This is a genomic window from Lactobacillus sp. ESL0261, from assembly GCF_003693025.1.
GTDB lineage: Bacteria > Bacillota > Bacilli > Lactobacillales > Lactobacillaceae > Lactobacillus > Lactobacillus kullabergensis.
In genome coordinates this window covers 102,923-119,883 of record NZ_REHN01000014.1, presented here as the reverse complement: position 1 = coordinate 119,883, position 16,961 = coordinate 102,923, and the positions used below count along the sequence as shown (strand labels likewise).

Sequence of the window (16,961 nt, the reverse complement as noted above, 5' to 3'; positions counted from 1 at the left end):
TTTACTTCCACTTTGCAAAATTGTGTTCAATTTTTTTCAGCAAAAATGATGCGATACCTGTCATTAATAGATATATTATACCGACTATCACTAAAGGAATTAGTGTTACATCTCTTGCTGTAGCAACATTGCCAGCACGTAAGAGTTCACCCAAACCAATTACATAGACTAAAGAAGTATCTTTAACTAAGTTGATCACTTCATTGCCAATTGAAGGTATAACTATTTTGCTGACCTGAGGAATAATAATATGGCTCAATGTTTGCCAGTAATTTAGTCTTAAAACGCGAGCACTTTCGTATTGACCTACAGGGATTGACTGAAAGCCACCACGGAATATCTCGGCAAAATAGGCTGTATAGTTTAAAATAAAGGCAAAAAGTGCTGCATCGTAGCGCTCAAAAATGATGCCGACTATCGGTAAACCATAGAAAATAAAAATTAATTGTAGCAGAAGAGGAGTACCCCGCATAATCCAAATGTAAAATTTTAAGATTAATCTTAAGGGCTTAAAATGCGAAAGCAAGCCTAGGCTGACTATAATTCCCAAGGGAATAGAAACAATTAAAGTCCAAAAGAATAAAATTAATGTCATCTTTGCACCTGAAATTAAAGAGGGCATAATTGAAAGGATATAGTTCATTTTTTCTCCTTTTTACTGAATTTATTTTGATTAGAGAGGCTAATATGGCAACTCTTTTGATACTAGCTAAATTATATAAATTGATTAAAAAAATATGTGAAAAAATATATGTTTTAATCATAACATAGTTTTCGAAATTTTATTTAATCAATATGGAAATTTGTAACTTGCTGATAGTTAATTTTGATAAACATGACATGAAAAGAGCCACTAGCTGTAGCTAATGGCTCTTTAAAATGGTTTATGGTTGCTCAATTTGAATATCTGTTGGTTTATCCCAAGAGTTAGGTAATTTACCCATTTCTTTTAGCTTGGCAACGATTTGATCAAGTACAACTTCTCTAGCATGGTCATCAGTCATGAAGTCTAGCTTGTCACCATCAATTTCCATTTTAGGAGAATAATCGTATTTTTCATACCAGGGTTTGTAGTAACGCAAAAGTCTCTTATAATAATCTTCCAGCGTCGCGTCGTAGCTCAGCTGTTCATAAGGACGTCCTCGTTTTTGGATCCTTTTAATCATAGTATCGTATGAAACATTAATGTGAACCAGCAGATCTGGATTTTTCTTTGGCATGTGCTTAAGTTCACCCATCATGTTGTTGAGAAGTTCGTAATATGTATCTACTTCTTCTTTGGTGGCCCGACCAATGTCGGCGTTCATTTGGAAGAAAAGGGCATCTTCATAAATTGAACGATCAAGAACGTTATTATCATCAGTTAATGCATCCTTGATACTACGAAAACGAGTGTTTAGGAAAAATACCTGAAGTAAGAATGCGTATTTTTTAGGATCAGCATAAAAAAGTGGCAATACAGGATTGTTATCGACACTTTCATAAAAAGGTTTAGTTCCTAAATATTTAGCTAAAATACTGGTTAAACTGGATTTACCGGCTCCAATTGGCCCGCTTAAAACAATAACTGTCATCACGTTCCTTCTCTATTCTAAATTGCCTATAGCGTGCAATTTGTCATCAATCTGATTTAAAACTTCTTTTTTGGCATCTTCATCGCAGATAAAATCGTACTTATCTCCATCAATTTTAATTTTAGGAGAGGCATCGTATTTCTCATACCATGGTTCATAATACTTAATTAACCGTGCGTAGTAGTCTTTTAAACTGGGATCTGTGCTAATTTGTTCAAATGAACGTCCACGTTTTTTTATGCGCTTAAGCATAGTGTCTAGAGAAACGTGAATGTAAATTAGTAAATCTGGCTTTTTGCTGGGATTACCTGGGGTATCTTCCATCATATTTTCGAGTAGACTATCATATATCTTAAACTCAGTTGGATCAGCCACTTTACTATCGGCGTTCATTTTGAAAAAGAGTGCGTCTTCATAAATCGAACGGTCTGAAACACTGTTTTTCTCTCGGATTGCCTGGTTGATTTGTGCTAAACGATGGTTAAGCAGATAGATATTAAGCAAAAAAGTATAGCGTTTCATGTCTTGGTAATATAAAGGAAGAACAGGATTATTATCAACTCCCTCATAAAAGGCTTGTGTACCTAAGTGCTCAGCTAAAATACTAGTTAAACTGGATTTACCGGCTCCAATTGGCCCACTTAAAACAATAACTTGGATCACGTTCTTTCATAAATACAATATATAGATTCTTATTTAGTTTAATACGAGATATAGTGGTAGACAAGGAAAAAGTAAATTTAAATTGTGTCTTAAAAGTCAAGTGATTTTGTATAATACAGAAGTAAAAAGTTGTAGATATTGTCAAAATTGAAAATTTGAACTTATGATTTTAAACTGTGTTACACGTGAAACTAAAATAAATCCTCAAAATTAAACTAATAGTTATTAACTTGCAATAGAGTTAGAGCATGATGGAAATATTTATTCTATAGCAAGCCGTACAGCTGGCATTTAGCTTTTTTATTGTTAAAGCAAACGAAGCTGAAAGCAGTTGCACTATTTATATACTGTTGCGAAGAAATGATTCTAAATATAAAAATTAAAAATAGATTGCTTTTATATTATAAAAGCCATAAAATGATAAATAAATTATAAAGGTAGTAGAAAATACTTCAAATAAAAAGGGCAAATTAGTATGTTTCATGCCGTAATTGGTACTTAGGGGATTTTTAGAAGGAATGCTAAAGCCCACAATAATTAAATTATTTGAGAGCCTGCAGCTTTGAAATAGGTCAAAGATTAATGTTCTTTGCAAACTGTTTCTCTCAGGAAGATATGTCATTTTAGTATTAGCTCTAAAAATAGATGTTTTGACAGGAAGTAAATCATGGACGATACTATAACAAAATTTTCGCTTTGGACCTACATTAAATGTAATTCAGGCATGTATGTGATTCTGGCTATTTTCTATTTTGGCCGGAATTTGGCACAAACTGCTGCCAGCATTTTTAAAGGTAATGCACTTACTGCTTTGACTCAGCATAACCTAAACGGCTTTATGATTGATACAGGTTTAAACTTGCTTAGCTGGGGCTTTTTTCTGATTTTCTTTTTTTGTAGTTCACGATATTCTGCTGTAATCATCAAAGCTGTCGATAATTCCATTAGGAACGCATTGGCCCATATAATTGGTCGCCAAGAGTATGAAGACTTCAACAAGCACACGGAAGCTGACTATGTTTCCTGGTTTACTAACGATATTAACCAAATTAATCAAGATGGCTTTTTCAGTTTAGAGCAAACATTTAGCAGTGCACTCTTGGGCATTATTGCCAGTGTCATCCTGTTTTCTTACCATCCACTCTTATTTGTAACCACTTTGGTTTTTGCTGTTGTTATGATTTTATTTCCCCGTCTTTTTAAGAAAAAGTTGGAACAACTGTCGCAAAAACAAAGCAGGCAAAATGAAGTATTAACGTCAAAAATAACTGATGTTCTTGAGGGTTTTGTCAATCTGCTCACACTTGGTCAGCAAAAATTGCTCAATAAAATAGTTCTTGCGGCATCAGATAAGACTGGACAGGCTCGGGTTAATTACATTACGGAAATGTCCTTTTCTAATGCACTGATTAACCTGATTAGTGTATCTGCTCAAACTATTTTAACTGTTGAATCCGGATACCTGGCCTTTCATAACCAGATTCCAATTGGAGCTATTTTAATTGTTGGTTCAATGTCCGGGAATGTTTTTGGCAGCTTGACAGAAATCAGTATTGATCTAACTTCAATTCGGGCAGTTCAACCTATTTTTGACAAATATAATAAATTAGCTAATACGCAGGAAAAAACAGGGGATAAGAATGTTGCTCCTTTGACTCAGCAAATTGCATTTAGTGACCTTTCGTTCAGCTATCCTAATAGTGACAGACCTATTTTAATGAATGTTGCCGGCAGCATTAAGCGAGGGGAACGAGTGGCCATTGTTGGTCCGTCTGGTTGTGGCAAATCAACCCTTGTAAAATTAATTGGTGGTTTGTTAACAGGTTACCAAGGTTCGCTGACTTGGGATAATGATGAATACAGCGAACTTAATTTTAGTTCGCTGCACAAGCAGATTGCTTACATTGACCAGTCTGCCTATATTTTTGACGGCAGCCTGCGTTATAACATCACTTTAGATCGGGAGACAACTGACAAAGAAGTTAATGCTGCAATTACGCGTGCCGGTCTCGAAGAGTTTGTTGCTGACAGTGCCAACGGTCTTGACACTGTTTTAAAACATGCTGGTAATAATATTTCAGGTGGTCAAAAGCAACGAATTGCGCTTGCACGGCAATTGCTGGGTAATCCGCAGGTTATTTTGGCCGATGAAATTACTTCCGCAATTGATGAAAAAGATGGCCAGAAAATTGAACAAAGTCTGCTTGATTTGGGCAAGGTCACTTTAGTCTATATTTCCCATCACTTGCGACCTGAAATTAAAAAGCAGTTTGATCAAGTAATCGAATTGGGATGATAGAATAATACTTCTTTTATCAACCAATTAAATAAGTTGTGAAACTCTAGTCTTTTAAATTATGAGCATAGTGTTTTATGCAGATACTCTTAAATGCAAATGCAGCTACTACCTAATATTCTGCAGAAATAAGCGGCAAAATTGATGGCTTCTTAGGAGATATAATGTTTCCACGCACCGCCTTTTAAATGGAATGATAAAAATGAATGATGAACAATTTTTTAAATTAAGAAAGATACTAGATCTTTTTAAAAATCAAGCTCCGACAGCTATTATTGAAGAGAATATAAATAGTGTTGAAAATTTTAAAACAGAATCTGTTGATGAGTATAATAGAGCAAAAAGTTATCTTGGCGAAAATAATAGTTCGTTTAAATCTTTTCATGTAAGTGTGAATTCCGCAAAAGATTTCTTGCGTTTATTGAATTTGCTAGGTGCAATACATGCAAATTTTAATATACGTTCAAAGCCTTTTATAATAGAAGAAAACAGTGAGTCGCTAAAAAAAGAGAACGACTACTATAACAATTGGATGGAGTGTTTTTCAAACTATGAATTTATGATAGTTAATTTCGATGAAACTGCTTTAGACCAGGATCAATATTACGATTAATTTCATTAATTCATAAAAGGCAGTAGAGTTATGAAATGACCCCCAAATTTAGGACAAATTTGGAGGCTATTTTTATGACTAAATTATCTAAACAAGATAAAATTGAAATCTATCATCTTTGGTATGATTATCAAATTAGTTCTACTGAAATAAGTCAGCTTTATCGGGTTGGTAGGTCTAATATTGATTATATTTGTTGGCTTTGATTGACCATCACGGTCTAGCTATTTTAGACCAGCCTTTTGCTACTTCATACAAGTAATTTTAAGGAGCAAGCTTTCAAGGTATGATCAAACCTGACCTGATTAAGCGCAGCTTCAGTGGGTTTTATCCCAATCACAAATATGACAGAGTTCAAGCAAAGACCATGGCATTAGTCAATCACTGTCACGCAAGGGCAATTGGCTTGATGATGGTTTAATGGCAGGCTACTTCGGGATACTCAAACAAGAAGTGTTTTATGGATTTGCAGAGCAGTTTAAGAATCTCACTGAACTGGAAGATGCGATTAGAGACTACATTGAGTATTAAATCAGCAAAGAATCAAAATCAAACTAAAAGGACTAACTCCGATTGAATATCGGCAGTTAGTCCTTCGCTAACAACTAATAAAGTACCCTAATTTTAGGGTTCACATCATTAACATCAAAAGTGGTCTAGTCTTTTAAATTAAGCGATTACTGTTGTTTAGGAATAAGGCAATCTTTGCTATAATTAAATTTGAATTGATGGCAAATTGTTTTGAGGGCGGTTGGCTGTTTCACTTGAAGGGAGAGGGTGCTTATGGCACGAAATCTTTTAGGAAGGTGTGCAGTCGGTGAGTGTGTACCATGCGCTAGAATTAGCACTGGCCTTTGCCTCGTTTATTATTGTCTTGTTGACCTATATCGACAAGCACAGGTAAACAAAAAGACCGTCCCAACAATAACTTTGGCCAGTTATGGGATTGGTCTTTTTGATTAAAAACGTAATTGAGTCAACCGCCTTTAAAGCGGCTGCTTGAAATTCAGAGAAGAAGTCTTGTTTTTACAAGGCTTCTTTTCTCTATAGCATTATTTTAGCATGATTAAACTAATCTTGCACAAGAATTTGATTAAGTTATCTGAGATATCCCTAATTTTTCTCTATACGATTTGAATGCTATCCGAAGTTAACAACTAATAAAGCGTCCTAATTTTATGGTTAACACCAAAATTATGCTTTACCTTCTTTTTTTCATAAGTTCATAGTTTATTTGTTCTCAGACATGCACTTTATAAATTTTGCGTTTGCAGATTGAAATTATGTTTATTATTTAACTCTAGATTCTTTAGATTCCTTTTTCTTTTCTTCGGCTTTATCTTGAACCTTGTCTTTTTGATCGGTAATTTTATCCTTAGTGTCACTAGCAGCCCCGGTGATACGGTCTTGTAAGCTGACAGAATCTTTTTCGTGTTGCTCTTTAGTTTTAATATCAACTACAGTAACATTGACTTCAACAGTATCAAGACCAGTCATTTCTTTGACTTTTTCTTGAATTTTTTGCTTAATTTGATCATATAGTTTAGTAATATCAACGCCATATTCTGCAACAATTTCAATGTCAACAGCTACTTGTTTTTTACCAACTTCAACGTTTACACCTGAAGTGACATCATCGCTGTTGACAATTTTATCAGCGATATTTGAGAAAAAGCCACCATTAACAGTTAATAAACCTTTAATATCTGATAAAGCAATACCCACAATTTTTTGAATTACTTTTGAATCGTATTTTAAGTCACCTTTAACTTCTGGTTTTGAACTACCTTGATTTGAACTTGATTGTACCATATTGCATATACTCCTTATATAAATTATTTATTTTGCAGCATTTTTTTGAACACTGGCCAGTAATGTCCAACCAAAAAGCCGCAGACTAACATCACGATGACAAAAATAGTTTTGAAAAATCCCAGTACCAAAAAGCATAATGCTAGTAAAACACCAATTACAGCACCGCTTATTTCTGGGAGGTATTTTTTGTATTCTTCTTTCATCTTAACCTCCTTTATTGAACGCGCTTTTCAGGTTTATCACCCTTGTGATAATTGATAAACTTGATTTTAATTTTTGGTTTTTGCTCAATTCCTAGCAACTGCTTCAGATTCTTTTTTAATTCTTCAAGATAATCGTCAAGTAGGACGGCAATGTTTTCACCTGGACCCAAGTCACCGCCAATTTTAATTTTAATCCGGCGTCCTGTTAACTTGGAACTGACTTTTGCATTATTTAAGTAAGGCAAGTCAGCAAGTGAATTCATTACATAGCTATTAATGGCTTTTGAAGTAACCTTAACTTGACCATCACGTTTATGAATTAAATTAAAGTTTCTCTGGACTGGCCAGAATAGGATGACAATTAAACTAACAATTAGTATTATAAAAACAATTAGACTGATACCAATTAAATACCAGGCAAATATAGGATTAAGAGAACCTAAATGCGGTAGTTTAATCTTTAAATATTTTTGCCAGAAACTACTGGTTTCCCATATTAAATAACAAGGCAAAGGTAGTAGTAACAACATGCATAATACCAATAGCCATTTTTTACTCCTTTTCAACTTATCACCATCCTCTCATGGTTCATCTTAATAATAATACTGATTATTTTAACAGACTAATAATATGCACCGTATGTATACAATAATAGTTTGTAAAATAGCACACAAAAAATGCGATGCATTACGCATCGCATTTTTGTATATCATTTGAATTAATTAGTTAGAATATTTTGCACCTAATTTATTTGCTGCAGCTTGATCAACAATCAAAGTTACATTTTCATGCTTTTGCAAAATTGAAGCTGGGACTTCTTCAGTTACTGGACCTTCAACCATCTTTTGAACAGCTTCAGCTTTATTATCACCAAAAGCCATAATGACGATTTCTTTGGCAGACATAATGTTTGCAATACCCATGCAAATTGCTGATTTAGGTACTTCGTCAATATTATTGAAGAAACGAGAATTGGCTTTAATAGTATTCTCTGTTAATTGCACTTCGTGTGTAACAGAATCAAATGATGTACCTGGTTCGTTAAACGCAATGTGGCCATTTTGACCTAAGCCTAATAGCTGAATATCAATTGGATTTTCAGCGATAATTTTATTATAGTCAGCAGAAGTTCCTTCTGGATCTTTGATAGCTCTAATACCATCAGGAATATATGAATGCTTGAAAGGCTTTTTAGCAAACAGATTCTTTTGCATAAAATAGTGATAGCTTTGATCATTATCAGGAGTTAAACCTACATATTCATCAAGGTTAATACTAATTAAATTCCTGTTATCTAAATTACTCTCAGCCCACTCTTGATAAAGATTTACAGGAGTTGATCCAGTTGCTAACCCAATAACTTTGCTGCCACTGTTAATACTATTCTTAAATATTTCAAAACCTTTTTTACTGCCGTTAGTCTTGTCACTTGAGATAATAACTTTCATTTTATTTGCCCCTCCATAATCGTTATCTCAATTATAAATTGGTATATGCCAATTTGTCAACAAACTTAGTAATAATAGCAGGTATTGTTTTTGGTAAATAAAAAAAGTTCAACTAATGCTTGTTTCACATGTAACATTAATTGGACTTTTTTAAAAATTTTATTCGCTTCTTAAAGCAATAGCAGCATCTTTTTTAGCAGCCATACGTGCCGGCAGGTGTCCGCCAACCATTGTCAAAACAGTTGAAATAAGGATTAATATTAAAGCATGTATTGGATTAAGTTGGGCAACATTAGCTAAATCTGTGATGGAGTATAAAATACTGTTAATAGGGAAGACTAGCAGCCAGGCAACGACTACTCCCAAAACTCCAGAAAAGACACCCAGAATGAATGTTTCAGCATCAAACACTCTGGTGATATCTTTCTTACGGGCGCCTAAAGCCTTTAAAATACCAATTTCTTTCGTTCTTTCAAGAACAGAAGTGTAAGTTAAAATGCCGATCATGATCATTGAAGTTACTAACGAAATAGCAGCAAATGCAACTAATACGGTAGTAATCCCGTTAAGTAAGCCACCAGTCATTGAGGTAACGGCACTAGACATGTCAGTATAAATAATTTTATTCTTTCTTTTTTTACCACGATTCCATTTATCTAAATAATCAAGCACTTTATCTTTAGCATCAAAATCGTTGGGATAAATCATTATGCTCGTTGGAATGGTTGAACCACCAATTGATTGCAGCATCTGTTTCTTTTCTCGGGCATTCATATCTTGTCCGGTCATTACATTTTGTTCTGCCTTCTTCTGGGCTCGTACTATTTCTGATTTTTTATTCTTCTTGATAATGTTTTGAGTTAGCTGATCGCTGTAAGCAATTCCTGAAGACAGGAGTGCCATAGAATTCTCATCTTTTGGTCTAATGACACCTACAATTTGCATTTGGGTTTTGCTGTTGTCATACATAGAATTACTTATTTTTTGAGGAATAAACATCCCTGTTGGCAATTTTTGGTAATAATCATCGTTGTCGACAACTTTAAATTTCTTCCCAACAAATTTTTGATAATTTAACTTCTCACCTGCCTTAGCCTTCAATCCTAAGTTTTTAATAATATTAATGTTTAGTTTATTTTCGTTATCTGTTACTAAAACCAAATCTGTAGCCTTATGCGGCCATGCACCAGACAAAAGTTGATAATTTTCTTTAAGGAAATTGCTTTTACTGGAATTAAGTGTAGTAGGAAACACTGATGAGCCTAAGCCAGTGGCACTAATTGCTTGCATTCGCATTTGTGCAGCTGCTTGAGAGCTATCTGAATTAGCTGCAATAGGAGAAAATTGGACACGCTTAATTTTATTTTTGCTGCGAGTGAGCAAATTCAGGTTAATCCCACGCTGATAGGAAATATTGTTAGCATAATTGGGATTTATTTTTTTGACATAATTAACATATTTTTGATTAATTTTATTTTGATGAGTGGATTCCTGCATCTTATCTTTTTCAACGGTTAAATAACCCCGGTTTTTAACATTCTTTTCAGATTCGTTCCGGTCTGCAACGCTACTGGCATCAGTAGCAGTTTGATTGATGGTCACGGGATATTTAGCCAGTGCTTTACTCATGGTCGTATCAATTTGCTTTTGAAAGCCATTAGATAACGCTAAAACGACGGCAATAGAAATAATACCGATACTTGAAGCAAAAGCAGTTAAAGTTGTTCTGCCTTTTTTAGTCATAATATTGGTAAAGCTTAATTTAATAGCATTCCAATATGACATTTTAGTACGCTTTAATTTAAAAGTATCTTTTTCTTCTTCAGGAATAAAAGGATTGGAATCATTTAAAATTTTTCCATCCTGAAAGTTAACTATTCGGGTAGCATATTCCTGAGCTAACTTGGGATTGTGCGTAACCATAACTACCAAGCGGTCTTTTGACAGCTCTTTAATTAACTTCATAATCTGCTCAGAGGTTTCAGTATCAAGGGCACCAGTGGGCTCGTCACATAGCAAAATATCGGGATTATTAGCTAAAGCGCGAGCAATAGCTACACGTTGCATTTGACCACCGGATAATTGGTTCGGATTTTTAGAAATATGTTCTTTCAAACCGACTTGAGTTAAAGCATCCATTGCTCTTTTGCGTCGTTCTGAGGCAGAAACTCCGGATAAATTCATTCCTAATTCAACATTGGCAATAATTGACAAGTGTGAGATTAAGTTATAATTTTGAAAAACAAAGCCGACAGAATTATTTCGGTATGCATCCCAATCAGTTTCCTTAAAATTCTTAGTAGATTTGCCATTAATAATGAGATCGCCGCTATCATAGCGATCAAGTCCACCGACAACATTTAATAACGTGGTTTTACCGGAACCACTGGGACCTAAAATTGCAACAAATTCTTGGTTACGAAATGATATAGAAACATCATCAAGCGCATGAGTAACCGTATCACCGACATGGTATGATTTACGTAAATCTTTTAATTGTAACATGTCTTTTTCTCTTTCTTTTAATAATTAATTAATAAGAGATAGTTTAACATTTATGAAAGAGTAACGCCAAAATATGATGGTTATTATCTTTGAATTATTTAGTGGATGATACCAGTAAAATCAAATAGAGCATAAATAGCAAAGAAAAGAATAATTAAAAATATGGCGACTAGATGTCGTTTCTTTTTAAGCAGTAAAACTGCTGCAAATTCACGCACAATTGCGTTTGGTAGAAAGTAAAGACGTGTATAGCATCCTACACCATTTGCATTTAGATCAGCTGCTTTTGCATAGAGGGAAGCTCTAAAAATATGGTAATTATTGCTAAAAAATTTTGCCTTGTAATTTTTACTGCCGAAATCTTTTGCAGCAACTGCGGCTGAAAATTTCATATTTTGGTATGTATTTTTGGAATTATCTTCTAATAAAATGTCTTTTGGCTCTATACCGCGAGCTATTGCATATTCTGTCATTGCTTGCGCTTCAGAAACTTTTTCATCTCCACCTTTACCACCAGACATAATAAATTTAGGCATTTTCCGTCCTTTAGTGACTTGCTTTTGAGCATATTCAATAGCACGATTAATTCGACTGGCTAATAGTGGGGTGACTTGTTCACCGTGAGACAACCCAGCTCCTAAAACGATTAAATAGTCTTGGTTATATTGTCTAGGAACAATTTGGTAAAAGGTTAAATTAACCAAAAAGTTGTATGCGACAAAAAGAAGGTAGTCTAATATAGCTGTTGGCGCATATAGCAAAATTCTAACCCAAGAGGGCAAATTTCTAAAAGGACCAACTAGTGCAACTAACCAAACAACAATTATGCCAATACCGATAAAAAGAGTTAATAAGTTTGATAGGGTATGACTTTCACGTTTCCATACGATATAAGCATTCCATAGAAAAAATAGCCATGAAAAAGCTGCTAACAAAGTAATTGTTGCCAAAAATAACACTATCAGAATTTCGTATGTCAGAATGAGAGGTCTCAAACTAGTAGATAAAATCATCACGGTCAGCCAAACTCCAAATGACAATAAAAAAATAGTAAAAAGAATGCCATTAAGCAGTCTTCTAGGTTCTTTTAGCCAAGAAATTAGAAAAACTGCAAAAGTTGCTAGCATAATAAGTGAAAGAATTATAAATGAGCGGTTTTGATTTAATACTTCAAAAATTCTAATCATAATATCCTACCTTAGGTTTAAAGCTAAGTCTATTATAATAAAGATGAATAAAAAGTCATAGTAAATTAAAATATGATAGAATAATAAAGTTATTTCCCAGGAAATAGCTTACCACCATAATTGAAATTAAATTTTTAAAGGTAAGATGACATTGCGAAAAAACGGTCAAAGTTGCTTTTACTTATAGTTTGAAAAGAGTGAAATGAATGAAGAAATTTTTCTATTTTTTGGGGAATGTAATTACAATAATAGCCTCTTTTATAATTTATAGCGTAGTGCAACAATTTTATTTTTACCCTTACAGGTTAAGAAGAGAACTGCACTTAGGAAATATCTCTTTTATCCTGCTAACTATGATAATTACCGCAATAGCTTTATTAATATTGTTTTATTTATATCTTTTGCAATTAAAACATAGAAATGAACGTAATTATAATAGCAGACCACACTGGCAGTTTAAGAAGATATTACTTTCCCTTTTAGGCGTAATAATGTTGATTATAGTTAGTGCGACCATACAGTTGGCACTAGGTTTTAATTCGGATCAAACTTCAACTAATCAGAATCTTTTAGATCAATTTTCTCATCAAGCAGGAAACTTTTTTCCGGTGATGGTAATATTTATAGGCCCAGTATTTGAAGAATTTATTTTTCGTGGCTTTTTCTTTAACACTTTCTTTTACAAAAATTCGAATTTAAATAAATGGTTAGGCATTCTTTTCAGTGGACTTATCTTTGGATATGTACATGATCCTGGACTTACGAAATATATACTGGTCTATTGGGCATTAGGCTGTGTATTAGCCTGGGTTTACACAAGTACCAGAGATTTGCGCTATTCAATGTTATCTCATATGATTTTTAATGCATTAGGATTCATATAAAAAACCTGATAAACTGATGCTTAATAGGCAATGTAGTTTATCAGGCTTTTTTAATGTAAGAATATTTTTGAAAGTTAATTTGTAGTGCTAATTCCTGTTTGTTCTGGATTTTTAGGAGTAGTTTTTGCTAAAAGAGCCAAGCTAATGGAAATCATATCAACCACTTCCTGCAAAATTGCTCCCCAAAATGCAGGGATAATACCAGTAAATGCAATTAATTCGATGATAACTACGATTGTAATAGCAGTTAATACATCAATATTGGCAACTTTCATAGTATGTTTAGAAATTGCTACAGCATCATTAATTTTGGACAAGTCGTTTACCATGATAATGGCATCTGCACTTTCACTGGCGGCAGATGCACCTTTGGCTCCCATGGCTATACCGACATCTGCAGCTGACAAACTAGGGGCGTCATTAATGCCGTCACCAGTCATAACTACTGGTCTCTGATCTTGCGGAACATTTTTAATTGCAGCTATCTTTTCAGCGGGTAACAGACTATAGCGTATATCATGCACTCCAACTGTTTGTCCAATTTTATCAGCCACATCTTTGTGGTCTCCTGTCAACATCATAATGTGTGCATTACTTTGACGTTTCAAACGTGCTATTGTCTCAGCACTTTCAGGACGAACTTGATCCTTAAATGTAATGTAACCGGCATACTCATCGTCAATTGAAATATAAACTGCGGTAGCGTTGACTGTCGCAGCTTTTTCGTGTGGGTTAACATAGTCTAACTTACCGACTTTCACTAAATGTCCCTCGACAATGCCGCTAATGCCTTGACCAGTTGATTCTTTGATATTTGTAGCCGGTTTTAAAAGGTTCTTATCAGCTACATTGACCAGTGAATTAGCGATAATATGACTAGATTGTTGTTCAACGCTGGTAGCGTAACTTTGCAGGGTTTCTGGACTATAACTACTATTATTGGCAGGTATTATTTCATCGATTACCAACTGATTTTCAGTTAAAGTACCTGTTTTATCAAAAGCAAAAGTTTTTGCTGTAGCCAGTTTTTCTAAAGTGGGACCGGACTTAACTATAATATGATGCTTGGACATGGAACTCATGCCGGATACCAGTGCAACTGGTGCGGCAATTAGTAATGGACAAGGTGAAGCCACAACCATGACTTCTGCAAAGTTCACAGGATTGCCCGAATGGATCCAGGCAGCGATTCCTATTACCAGGGAAATAATGGTAAATGGAACAGCGTAGCGGTCAGCCATTTTTACAAACTTGGCCGGTTTTGCCTGCGATGATTCGACAAGTGAAACAATTGTCTGATATTCAGAATCGCTCGCTTTTTTAGTGACAGCCATTTCTACCGCCACGCTGCCATTAATCGAGCCAGACATTAATTCATCGCCGGTTTTTTTAGCAACCGGCACAGATTCTCCTGTTAATGATGACTGGTCAAAACTAGATTCACCACTAACTACTTTACCATCAACTGGAACTTGTTCACCTGGTTTAATTAAAACGTGATCTCCAATTTTTAGTTGCTCAACGTCAACAGAAACTAGTTCATTGTTCACAATTTTGTTGGCAATAGTAGGTGAATTGCTTAAAAGAGAGCGTAGTTCTTTATCTGCTTGTCCAGTAGCATAGTCTTCTAATGTTTGACCACCAGTCATCATGACTAAAATCATCCATTCAGCCCAAATGTCACCAATCAGTATAGTGGAAACAACGGCGATAACAGCCAAAATATCAACGCCATAACGTCCGGATTTAAAATCACTGGCAATTTCGGCAAGTAAGGAAATTGCCATCATTATACCTACAATATCGATTAATACTGCTTGAATAGGAAACTGCAAGTTTCCTATCTGAAAAAGACTTTTGGTCTTTAAGCCGAATTGGCAAAAAAGACCTATTATCCCAATTGCTAATACAAGAATAAATTTCCATTGGCGTTTAAAACTCATTAATAGTAGCCTCCCGTAAGTTAAACTAATTATTATGTTTTCTATTTTAACACTAATTTAGAATAAGTCTAAATTAGATACAAATTAATATAAAAAAAGAAGGTAATTTTACCTTCTTTAACTTAGTGATCTTTTAGTTTAATAATCTTGTTGAACTGGGTTTCAGTTTTTATCGGCTTAGCTTTAGACGTTAATTTAGAATTTTTAATTTCAGGGAAATTATTTTCATCCTTAGAGGGTTGAATATGAAAAATTTTAGTCCGTCCTAAAGAATCAATTATATCTGTAGATGACATTGTAATAAAGTTGTCATTGTCACCATGATCATCAGTTTCTGCAAAATAATGGTTAATTTTTGCAATTCCTTTTTCTGAAAAATGTTCTTCGTGAGCCAAATCAAGAAGAAGGGCATGCAATCGAGTAGCCGATACCAATTCATGCTGCAATATTATAAAGATCCAGGAAAAATTGGAATCCATTGATTTAAAACGTTTAGTAACTTTGTCTTTATAGAACGCATCAGTGATTTTAGCCAATTCTTCCATATTATCTGAGTTTTGTGCCAGCTTCTTTAGTTGGGACACCAATTCAGATTTCTCTTCAAGTGAAAGCTCTTGATCATTTGGGTAAGTCCAATTTTTTATAATTGCGCTTATCAAAAATGTCAATTGCGCAGAAATTGTTTTACTTGCCATAATAGTGCTCTTCTTTTCTGATTATTTAAGGAATATCCATTGCTTCTTTTTAACTAACTCGGCAAGGCGTTATTTAATTTTGAAAATAAAATGATTATATTCAATAAATATATATATATCAAAAAATAAATATTAAACTAAAATCAATTTTTAACATTGTATTAACCAAATAGCTGGATTACCAAATAAAAGTACTGGTGTTTCCCTATTAATGATTATTATATCTTAATTTGTAATAAAGTACACTAAAAAGGAATAAACAAAAATAAATTTTAAGTATATTTTATAACAGCTTATCTTTGGTAATGGGAATCACCTTATATTCTTTCTCAAAATTATGAGAAATGTAATTAAAAGCTTTAATCCATTCACGCCTGGTTAATAGTCCTTGGAAAACACCATAGTCATCAACCACAGGCAAAAAAGCATTGTCAACTAACAGATGGAGTTGGGTTTCCAATGTAGTCTGAACAAAGTTGATTTTATCAAATTTGGTTTGCATCACATCTCGAACTAATAATTTATTTAAAGGCTCAAGTGAAATGCTATCTGTTTCCATCATTTTATCTGTGATCATTGCTAAGCTTAATAAGCCAACAACGCGATTTTTACGGTCAAGTACTGGTATTTTTGAGTATTTTACACGGGTTAGAATCATAAAAGCGTGGTACAAGGGGTTGTCATCTTCGACGAATGCAATGCGGGAAGCAGGAATAATGAATGAACCTGATTTTTCTTCTAATAAGTGTTTTATTGTGGGTGAAAACATTAAATATAACCTTTCATAATGAGAACAATGGGTAGCTAAATTTATACTATAACAAAGAAAAAAGGCTCGCAAGTTGTGCGAGCCTGTTAGTTTTCATCTACTTTGAAGGAGTAAGAATGAATGAAATAAAAAAGTGGGAGTATGTAGTAAGTTTTGCTATTGCTTACTACATTTAAAATGATATCTCTAAAATATGAAGTTAAAGTAGAAAAACTCTTATAAAAGAGTAAAGAATTTCTTTAGAACTGTTTAAGAGCATAGAAAAACTCACGTAACGCACGTGAGTCGAAAGGGATAGATATGAAAATGACCTGTAAAGTCATTTCGGTTTTTTCATTATTATACTTGGAGGAGTATGAATGAAAA

The 16,961-nt window shown here is 34.0% G+C and carries 16 protein-coding genes and 1 pseudogene; 5 read left to right on the top strand and 12 right to left on the bottom strand.

Features of this window, described 5'->3' with window-relative positions:
• Position 1: 1 nt before the first annotated feature.
• The 3 genes from F5ESL0261_RS09930 to F5ESL0261_RS09920 all read right to left on the bottom strand — a co-directional run bounded on the left by F5ESL0261_RS09930 (position 2) and on the right by F5ESL0261_RS09920 (position 2,237).
• On the bottom strand, positions 2-643 hold the full coding sequence (locus F5ESL0261_RS09930; RefSeq protein ID WP_045928853.1) for an amino acid ABC transporter permease: 642 nt from the start codon (positions 641-643) through the stop codon (positions 2-4).
• A gap of 241 nt (positions 644-884) precedes the next feature.
• On the bottom strand, positions 885-1,574 hold the full coding sequence (locus tag F5ESL0261_RS09925) for a deoxynucleoside kinase (RefSeq protein WP_122053125.1): 690 nt from the start codon (positions 1,572-1,574) through the stop codon (positions 885-887).
• 12 nt (positions 1,575-1,586) lie between these two features.
• Positions 1,587-2,237, bottom strand: coding sequence for a deoxynucleoside kinase (locus F5ESL0261_RS09920; RefSeq protein WP_046325735.1), 651 nt, complete (start codon positions 2,235-2,237; stop codon positions 1,587-1,589).
• Positions 2,238-2,904: 667 nt separating this feature from the next.
• On the opposite strand from F5ESL0261_RS09920, the gene F5ESL0261_RS09915 reads away from it, so the two are divergent.
• The 4 genes and pseudogenes from F5ESL0261_RS09915 (at position 2,905) to F5ESL0261_RS10340 (ending at position 6,050) form a co-directional block, all read left to right on the top strand.
• Positions 2,905-4,533 carry an ABC transporter ATP-binding protein gene (locus F5ESL0261_RS09915; protein ID WP_122053124.1) on the top strand — a complete coding sequence of 543 codons (1,629 nt, stop codon included), beginning with the start codon at positions 2,905-2,907 and terminating at the stop codon, positions 4,531-4,533.
• A gap of 202 nt (positions 4,534-4,735) precedes the next feature.
• Positions 4,736-5,146, top strand: coding sequence for a hypothetical protein (locus F5ESL0261_RS09910; RefSeq protein ID WP_147446242.1), 411 nt, complete (start codon positions 4,736-4,738; stop codon positions 5,144-5,146).
• Positions 5,147-5,515: 369 nt separating this feature from the next.
• Positions 5,516-5,748, top strand: a pseudogene (locus tag F5ESL0261_RS10235) (IS3 family transposase); the annotation flags it as partial.
• Positions 5,749-5,954: 206 nt separating this feature from the next.
• Complete coding sequence (locus tag F5ESL0261_RS10340; protein ID WP_370448929.1) at positions 5,955-6,050, top strand: putative holin-like toxin; 96 nt, start codon at positions 5,955-5,957, stop codon at positions 6,048-6,050.
• Between the two features lie 386 nt (positions 6,051-6,436).
• On the opposite strand, the gene F5ESL0261_RS09900 is transcribed toward F5ESL0261_RS10340, so the two are convergent.
• The 6 genes from F5ESL0261_RS09900 to F5ESL0261_RS09875 form a co-directional block, all read right to left on the bottom strand.
• Positions 6,437-6,967 (bottom strand): Asp23/Gls24 family envelope stress response protein, encoded by a 531-nt coding sequence (locus F5ESL0261_RS09900; protein ID WP_370448935.1) that lies wholly within the window; start codon positions 6,965-6,967, stop codon positions 6,437-6,439.
• A gap of 14 nt (positions 6,968-6,981) precedes the next feature.
• A complete protein-coding gene (locus tag F5ESL0261_RS09895; protein WP_045928847.1) occupies positions 6,982-7,164 on the bottom strand; it encodes a DUF2273 domain-containing protein in 183 nt (60 codons plus the stop codon).
• 11 nt (positions 7,165-7,175) lie between these two features.
• Entirely contained in the window at positions 7,176-7,730 is a 555-nt protein-coding gene (amaP, locus tag F5ESL0261_RS09890; protein ID WP_147446241.1) for an alkaline shock response membrane anchor protein AmaP, read from the bottom strand.
• A 156-nt stretch (positions 7,731-7,886) separates the two neighbouring features.
• Positions 7,887-8,612: a glucosamine-6-phosphate deaminase gene (locus F5ESL0261_RS09885; RefSeq protein WP_122053120.1), complete on the bottom strand. Its 726-nt coding sequence runs from the start codon at positions 8,610-8,612 to the stop codon at positions 7,887-7,889.
• A gap of 159 nt (positions 8,613-8,771) precedes the next feature.
• Positions 8,772-11,117, bottom strand: a complete 2,346-nt coding sequence (locus F5ESL0261_RS09880) for an ATP-binding cassette domain-containing protein (protein ID WP_122053119.1) — start codon at positions 11,115-11,117, stop codon at positions 8,772-8,774.
• Between the two features lie 98 nt (positions 11,118-11,215).
• On the bottom strand, positions 11,216-12,307 hold the full coding sequence (locus tag F5ESL0261_RS09875; protein WP_370448934.1) for a YdcF family protein: 1,092 nt from the start codon (positions 12,305-12,307) through the stop codon (positions 11,216-11,218).
• Positions 12,308-12,510: 203 nt separating this feature from the next.
• On the opposite strand from F5ESL0261_RS09875, the gene F5ESL0261_RS09870 reads away from it, so the two are divergent.
• On the top strand, positions 12,511-13,188 hold the full coding sequence (locus F5ESL0261_RS09870) for a CPBP family intramembrane glutamic endopeptidase (protein WP_122053117.1): 678 nt from the start codon (positions 12,511-12,513) through the stop codon (positions 13,186-13,188).
• 74 nt (positions 13,189-13,262) lie between these two features.
• Here the strand turns inward: F5ESL0261_RS09870 and F5ESL0261_RS09865 are convergent, their stop codons facing one another.
• The 3 genes from F5ESL0261_RS09865 to cbpB all read right to left on the bottom strand — a co-directional run bounded on the left by F5ESL0261_RS09865 (position 13,263) and on the right by cbpB (position 16,595).
• On the bottom strand, positions 13,263-15,131 hold the full coding sequence (locus F5ESL0261_RS09865) for a heavy metal translocating P-type ATPase (protein WP_045928841.1): 1,869 nt from the start codon (positions 15,129-15,131) through the stop codon (positions 13,263-13,265).
• 122 nt (positions 15,132-15,253) lie between these two features.
• Positions 15,254-15,826, bottom strand: coding sequence for a hypothetical protein (locus tag F5ESL0261_RS09860; protein WP_122053116.1), 573 nt, complete (start codon positions 15,824-15,826; stop codon positions 15,254-15,256).
• A gap of 283 nt (positions 15,827-16,109) precedes the next feature.
• Positions 16,110-16,595 carry a cyclic-di-AMP-binding protein CbpB gene (gene cbpB / locus F5ESL0261_RS09855; RefSeq protein WP_034978546.1) on the bottom strand — a complete coding sequence of 162 codons (486 nt, stop codon included), beginning with the start codon at positions 16,593-16,595 and terminating at the stop codon, positions 16,110-16,112.
• Between the last annotated feature and the right edge of the window lie 366 nt (positions 16,596-16,961).

Excerpts from the sequence above, each read along its gene's own strand:
- F5ESL0261_RS09930 (WP_045928853.1), bottom strand. The coding sequence starts at position 643 with ATGAACTATATCCTTTCAATTATGCCCTCTTTAATTTCAGGTGCAAAG.
- F5ESL0261_RS09925 (WP_122053125.1), bottom strand. The coding sequence starts at position 1,574 with ATGACAGTTATTGTTTTAAGCGGGCCAATTGGAGCCGGTAAATCCAGT.
- F5ESL0261_RS09915 (WP_122053124.1), top strand. The coding sequence starts at position 2,905 with ATGGACGATACTATAACAAAATTTTCGCTTTGGACCTACATTAAATGT.
- F5ESL0261_RS09910 (WP_147446242.1), top strand. The coding sequence starts at position 4,736 with ATGAATGATGAACAATTTTTTAAATTAAGAAAGATACTAGATCTTTTT.
- F5ESL0261_RS09895 (WP_045928847.1), bottom strand. The coding sequence starts at position 7,164 with ATGAAAGAAGAATACAAAAAATACCTCCCAGAAATAAGCGGTGCTGTA.
- F5ESL0261_RS09885 (WP_122053120.1), bottom strand. The coding sequence starts at position 8,612 with ATGAAAGTTATTATCTCAAGTGACAAGACTAACGGCAGTAAAAAAGGT.
- F5ESL0261_RS09880 (WP_122053119.1), bottom strand. The coding sequence starts at position 11,117 with ATGTTACAATTAAAAGATTTACGTAAATCATACCATGTCGGTGATACG.
- F5ESL0261_RS09870 (WP_122053117.1), top strand. The coding sequence starts at position 12,511 with ATGAAGAAATTTTTCTATTTTTTGGGGAATGTAATTACAATAATAGCC.
- F5ESL0261_RS09865 (WP_045928841.1), bottom strand. The coding sequence starts at position 15,131 with ATGAGTTTTAAACGCCAATGGAAATTTATTCTTGTATTAGCAATTGGG.
- F5ESL0261_RS09860 (WP_122053116.1), bottom strand. The coding sequence starts at position 15,826 with ATGGCAAGTAAAACAATTTCTGCGCAATTGACATTTTTGATAAGCGCA.
- cbpB (WP_034978546.1), bottom strand. The coding sequence starts at position 16,595 with ATGTTTTCACCCACAATAAAACACTTATTAGAAGAAAAATCAGGTTCA.